The 5,114-nt window shown below is 71.0% G+C and carries 4 protein-coding genes, 1 pseudogene and 1 riboswitch; of the genes and pseudogenes, 2 read left to right on the top strand and 3 right to left on the bottom strand.

From position 1 onward, the window contains the following. The 3 genes and pseudogenes from RIM90_RS30505 to RIM90_RS30495 form a co-directional block, all read right to left on the bottom strand. Nucleotides 1-263: pseudogene (locus tag RIM90_RS30505) on the bottom strand (trehalose-phosphatase); the annotation flags it as partial. A 76-nt stretch (nucleotides 264-339) separates the two neighbouring features. Further along, on the bottom strand, nucleotides 340-1,761 hold the full coding sequence (locus RIM90_RS30500) for a trehalose-6-phosphate synthase (protein ID WP_375165617.1): 1,422 nt from the start codon (nucleotides 1,759-1,761) through the stop codon (nucleotides 340-342). Nucleotides 1,762-1,828: 67 nt separating this feature from the next. Next, nucleotides 1,829-2,800 carry a glucosyl-3-phosphoglycerate synthase gene (locus RIM90_RS30495; RefSeq protein WP_309063976.1) on the bottom strand — a complete coding sequence of 324 codons (972 nt, stop codon included), beginning with the start codon at nucleotides 2,798-2,800 and terminating at the stop codon, nucleotides 1,829-1,831. 142 nt (nucleotides 2,801-2,942) lie between these two features. Beyond that, a riboswitch (SAM riboswitch) is annotated at nucleotides 2,943-3,083 on the top strand. Nucleotides 3,084-3,101: 18 nt separating this feature from the next. Here RIM90_RS30495 and thrC point away from each other — a divergent pair. Both thrC and RIM90_RS30485 read left to right on the top strand, forming a co-directional pair. After that, on the top strand, nucleotides 3,102-4,394 hold the full coding sequence (gene thrC, locus RIM90_RS30490; protein WP_309063975.1) for a threonine synthase: 1,293 nt from the start codon (nucleotides 3,102-3,104) through the stop codon (nucleotides 4,392-4,394). Beyond that, nucleotides 4,391-4,666, top strand: a complete 276-nt coding sequence (locus RIM90_RS30485) for a MoaD/ThiS family protein (protein ID WP_309063974.1) — start codon at nucleotides 4,391-4,393, stop codon at nucleotides 4,664-4,666. The genes thrC and RIM90_RS30485 overlap by 4 nt, the downstream gene beginning before the upstream one ends. Nucleotides 4,667-5,114 lie beyond the last annotated feature (448 nt).

The raw sequence follows: 5,114 nt of genomic DNA, 5'->3' as shown, positions 1-5,114 counted from the left end.
CCGGTGACGACCGCGACGGCCGCCACCTTCGGGGCGAGCGCGGCGAGAGCGGGCACCGCGTCGGGGTGCGCGCGGGCCTGCTCCGGGTCGGGCACGATCGGTGCGAGCGTCCCGTCGAAGTCGAGGGCGATCAGCGCCCGCCCCGGCCGGGCGAGAAGCGCGTCCAGCCCTTCCCGCCCGGCCCGCGTGGCGGGCGCCGGCAGGCGGTCGGCGGCACCGGGGTCCTTGGCGTTCGGGTCCGTGGAATCCGTAGGGTTGCCCATACCGCCAACCTATCCACGCCCCGGCGCCCGTACGCCTGTGTGACCGGCCGTACCGGGCGGTCCTCCCCGGTTCAGGTCAGCCGGGCGTCCCCTCCCGCAGCGCGTTCAGCTGGTCCAGGAACCACTGCGCCGGCGGCAGCGCGGTCGCCGCCGCGGCCAGGCGCTTGCTGCGCTCGACCCGCTCCTCCGGGCCCGTCGTCAGGGCCTCGTGCAGGGCGCGCGCCGTCTCGACGACGTCGTACGGGTTGACGGTGATCGCGTCCTCGCCCAGCTCCTCGTGGGCGCCCGCCTCCCGCGACAGCACCAGCGCGCAGCCCGCGTCGGAGACGACCGGCACCTCCTTGGCGACCAGGTTCATGCCGTCGCGGACCGGGTTGACCAGGGCCACGTCCGCGATCCGGTACGCGGCCAGCGAGCGCGCGAAGTCGTCCTCGAGGTGCAGCACGACCGGCCGCCAGCCGGGCGTCCCGTACCGCTCGTTGATCTCCTCCGCGACCCGCCGCACCTCGGCGGTGTAGTCGCGGTACACGGCGAGGTCCTGCCGGGAGGGGTAGGCGAAGGCGACGTGCGCGATCCGCTCGCGCCACTCGGGGTGGTCCTCCAGGAGCTGCCGGTACGCCAGCAGACCGCGCACGATGTTCTTCGACAGCTCGGTCCGGTCGACCCGGACGATCGTCCTGCGCGCGCCGCCGTCGGGAGCCGTGCCGATTTCCTCCCGCAGCGCGACGATCCGCTCCTCGACGTCCGCCTCGTGGGACCGGGCGCGCAGGAAGTCCGCGTCGGCCCCCAGCCCGTGCACGCCGATCCGCGTGTCCCCGAGGCCGTCCGCGAACCGCTCGCAGCACGCGGTGAACGCGTCCGCCCAGCGGCGGGTGAGGAAGCCCAGCCGGTCGGCGCCCAGCATCCCGCGCAGCACCTGGCCGGCGATGTCGTCGGGCAGCATCCGGAAGTACTCCGGAGGCGCCCACGGCGTGTGCGAGAAGTGACCGATCCGCAGGTCGGGGCGGAGCGCGCGGAGCATCCCGGGGACCAGCGTCAGGTGGTAGTCCTGCACCAGCACCGCCGCTCCCGGCGCCGCCTCCTCGGCCAGCGCCTCGGCGAAGGCGCGGTTGTACGTCTCGTAGGACGCCCACTGCCGCCGGAACTCCGCGTCGAAGACCGGTTCCAGCGGGGTCTGGTACAGCATGTGGTGCACGAACCACAGCACCGAGTTGGCGATCCCGTTGTACGCGTCGGCGTGCACGTCCGCCGGGATGTCCAGCATCCGCACGCCGTCCTCGCCGACCCCGCGCCGCACGGCCTCGCGGTCGCCGTCGGACAGCGCCGAGCACACCCACAGCGCCCCCGCCTCCGGACCGATCGCCGACAGCCCGGACACCAGTCCGCCGCCGCCCCGTCTGGCCCGCAGCGAACCGTCCTCGTCCACCGTGTACGAGACGGGTCCGCGGTTCGACGCGACCAGCACCTGAGCACCCTGAACAGCCTGCGTGGAAGCCATAGACCTCAACTTAGCCCGCCCTCCGAACGCTCAAACGTACGGCTCGGCCGTATACCGCGGGGTTTGTTCAGGCCACCCTCCGCGCCCGGTACTCCGCGATCTCCGCCATGGGCGGCCGTTCCTCCGTGTCCACCGAGTACGTCCGCGGCTCGAAGGTGTCGCCGGCCCGCTCGAACTGGGTGAGCGCGGGCCGTATCAGGTGGCCGCGGGCCAGCCGGAGCTGGGCGGTGCGGTAGATCGCGGCGGCCATGCGGCCGAGGGCCTGGCCGTCCTGGTGGCGGTGGATGCGGACGCCGACGTCGACCTGGGCGAGGGCGTCCAGGCCGACCAGGTGCAGGGCGTCGACCAGCATGCCGAGTTCCACGCCGTAGCCGACGGGGAAGGGGAGCCGTTCCAGCAGGGAGCGGCGGGCCGCGTACTCGCCGCCGAGGGGCTGGACGAAGCCGGCCAGCCGCGGCCAGTGCATGTTGAGCAGCGGGCGGGCCATCAGCTCCGTGACCCGGCCGCCCTGACCGGCCGCCCCCGTGCCGGAGGCGGAGCCGCCGGACACGGTCAGGGGGCGGTCGTACATGGCCTTGACGAGGTGCACGTCCGGGTCGGTGAGCAGCGGACCCACGATGCCGGAGACGAAGTCGGCGGAGAACTCGCGCAGATCGGCGTCGACGAAGCAGACGATGTCCCCGCCGGTGACCAGCAGCGAGCGCCACAGCACCTCGCCCTTGCCGGGCACGGCCGGGATGCGGGGGAGTATCTCGTCGCGGTGGACGACGCGGGCGCCCGCCGCCGCGGCCACCGCCGGCGTGCGGTCGGTCGACCCGGAGTCCACGACCACGATCTCGTCGACGAGCGGGACCCGCCGCACCAGGTCCCGACGGATCACCGCGACGATGTCGCCGACGGTCGCCTCCTCGTTGAGCGCGGGCAGCACCACGCTGACCGACTGGCCGGTGGCGTGCTTGGCGGCCATGATCTGGGGAAGCGTGCGGTCTGCCACGGACCAGGAGCGCGCGCTCAGCCAGCGCTCGACTTCTTCCAGCACGGTCGGTGGCTCCTTTGTGATCCATCTCGCGGTACGGACGGCTGTCTCAACTGCCCTGGCCTTCGGTTACAGTCTTGAACAACGCCGATGACCCGCGCATGCCGGGGGTCGTCGCGCGGACACACGCAGAACAACCACATACCGCTCATCCAGAGGGGCAGAGGGACACGGCCCGATGAAGCCCCGGCAACCCTCCAGCCGGTCTCGTAGATCGCGAGGCTCCCCGGCTAGGGAAGGTGCCAAATCCGTCTCACGGCGAGATGCGTCGTGAGGAAGATGAGGAGAAAGGGCCTCGCCTCACATGGCTGTGCAGACCGTCGCAAGCACCACCGACACCGCCGCCTCCCCCGTCGACCTGGGTCCCGCCGCGGCGCTCTCCTGCCGCGAATGCGGTCACCGCGTACCGCTCGGCCCGGTCTTCGCCTGCCAGGAGTGTTTCGGCCCGCTGGAGATCGCCTACGACTTCTCGGCCCACGACACCGAGGAGCTCCGCAAGCGGATCGAAGCGGGCCCCGCGAACATCTGGCGCTACGCGCCGCTGCTGCCCGTCCCGGCGGACGTGGCGACCAAGCCGAACCTCAACCCCGGCTGGACCAAGCTCGTCAAGGCCGACAACCTCGCCCGCGAACTCGGCGTCACCGGTGGCCTGTTCGTCAAGGACGACTCCGGCAACCCGACGCACTCCTTCAAGGACCGGGTCGTGGCCCAGGCCCTGGAGGCCGCCCGCGCCTTCGGCTTCACCACCCTGTCCTGCTCCTCCACCGGCAACCTGGCCGGCGCCGTCGGCGCCGCCGCCGCGCGCGCCGGCTTCCGCTCCTGCGTGTTCATCCCGCACGACCTGGAGCAGGGCAAGGTCGTCATGGCCGCCGTCTACGGCGGAGAGCTCGTCGGCATCGAGGGCAACTACGACGACGTGAACCGCTTCTGCTCCGAGCTGATCGGCGACCCGGCCGGCGAGGGCTGGGGCTTCGTCAACGTCAACCTGCGGCCGTACTACGCGGAGGGGTCCAAGACCCTGGCGTACGAGATCTGCGAACAGCTCGGCTGGCGGCTGCCCGACCAGATCGTCGTCCCCATCGCCTCCGGCTCGCAGCTCACGAAGATCGACAAGGGTCTGCAGGAGCTGATCGGGCTCGGACTGGTCGAGGACAGGCCGTACAAGATCTTCGGCGCGCAGGCCGAGGGCTGCTCGCCGGTGTCGACCGCGTACAAGGCGGGCCACGACGTCGTCCGGCCGCAGAAGCCGAACACCATCGCCAAGTCGCTCGCCATCGGCAACCCCGCCGACGGCCCGTACGTCCTGGACATCGCACGCCGTACGGGCGGTGCCGTGGAGGACGTGACGGACGAGCAGGTCGTGGACGCCATCAAGCTGCTCGCCCGGACCGAGGGCATCTTCGCCGAGACCGCGGGCGGTGTGACCGTGGGCGTGACGCGCAAGCTGATCGAGAACGGCCTCCTCGACCCGGCGAAGACCACCGTCGTGCTCAACACCGGCGACGGCCTGAAGACCCTCGACGCGGTGGCCGGCACCGGCCTGACCGCCACCATCCGCCCGACCCTGGACTCCTTCCGAGAGGCTGGCCTCGCATGAGTGTGACCGTCCGCATCCCCACGATCCTCCGCACCTACACCGGCGGACAGGCCGAGGTCACCGCCGAGGGCGCGACCCTCGCCGAGGTCATCGAGGACCTGGAGAAGAACCACACCGGGATCGCCGCCCGGGTCCTGGACGACCAGGGCAAGCTGCGCCGCTTCGTCAACGTCTACGTCAACGACGACGACGTGCGCTTCGAGCAGGGCCTGCAGACGGCCACCCCGGACGGCGCGGGCGTCTCCATCATCCCGGCGGTCGCCGGCGGCTGATTCTTACCGCCAGTAACTCCGGTGACCGAGAGCTCATCGCACTGCCCCCTCCGTGAGAGATGCGGAGGGGGCAATTCCATGGGGTTGAGCACGGTAGAGTTGGGGAACGCGCTCCCGATCCACTGATCGAGAACCCTGAATTCCTGCCGTACGCCCGACTGGATGTAGCCAAAGTGTGGGCCTCTCGCGCGGCATTTGTGCCCTTTGTGTGACCCGACTTGCCCTGAATGCAGATGAATTCTCGCCATATTCCGGGCCCGTGGCGTCCAGATTTCTCGTCCGATTGACCTGTTGCAGACGGCAGTTGGGCAGATACATTCAGCCGCGGTCGACGCGTTCCGGCGCACGCCCCCAACCGTTGGGGGGTGAGGTCTGACCCGGATCCGCGAAGTGTGGATCTGTGCAAGGGCCAGTAATAGGGGAGTTAGGCATGGCTCAGGGCACCGTC

The organism is Streptomyces sp. (assembly GCF_031181555.1).
Taxonomy (GTDB): domain Bacteria; phylum Actinomycetota; class Actinomycetes; order Streptomycetales; family Streptomycetaceae; genus Streptomyces; species Streptomyces fimbriatus.
This window is presented reverse-complemented; position numbering and strand designations above follow the sequence as displayed.

Excerpts from the sequence above, each read along its gene's own strand:
- RIM90_RS30500 (WP_375165617.1), bottom strand. The coding sequence starts at position 1,761 with ATGGCTTCCACGCAGGCTGTTCAGGGTGCTCAGGTGCTGGTCGCGTCG.
- thrC (WP_309063975.1), top strand. The coding sequence starts at position 3,102 with ATGGCTGTGCAGACCGTCGCAAGCACCACCGACACCGCCGCCTCCCCC.
- RIM90_RS30485 (WP_309063974.1), top strand. The coding sequence starts at position 4,391 with ATGAGTGTGACCGTCCGCATCCCCACGATCCTCCGCACCTACACCGGC.